Here is a 500-nt window from a genome sequence, read left to right on the forward strand (position 1 = left end):
GAATCAATTCATCATCACTAATCTCTTCAATTGGCTGACCCTTAGGAATAAATCGCCGTAACACTCGATTACGATTCTCATTACTACCACGTTCATGCGGAGAATAAGCATGTGCAAAGTACAACGGCACGCCGGTATTTTTCTCAATTGATTGGTAGTTGGCGAACTCTTTCCCGTGATCAACCGTCAGTGTCTTGAGATTAGTTCCTAATTGATTAGCTAACTCAAGGATAGCCTTAGTCATTGAAGTGCTATCTCGTCCATCAAGCCGTTTAACGATAGTAAGGCGACTCTTGCGTTCGACAAACGTAGCTACTGCTTGACCTTTGCGCTTACCAGATAAAACTGTATCAGCTTCAAAATGGCCTGCAATATTACGATCAGAAGCTTCAGCTGGACGATCTTCAATCGAACGACCATGACTAAAAGTACCACGAGTTTCTTTAGCCCGCTTACGGCGAATACCATGATCTGGTAAGTCAGTTAAGCTAATCTCTAAG

At 42.8% G+C, this 500-nt stretch carries 1 protein-coding gene; it reads right to left on the bottom strand.

Annotated features, from left to right (window positions below):
* Nucleotides 1-500: IS30 family transposase (locus QOS10_RS09475; protein WP_283595203.1), on the bottom strand; the 500-nt coding region annotated here is incomplete at both ends.

Origin of the sequence: Limosilactobacillus galli (assembly GCF_947381495.1) — a bacterium.
Lineage (GTDB): Bacteria > Bacillota > Bacilli > Lactobacillales > Lactobacillaceae > Limosilactobacillus > Limosilactobacillus galli.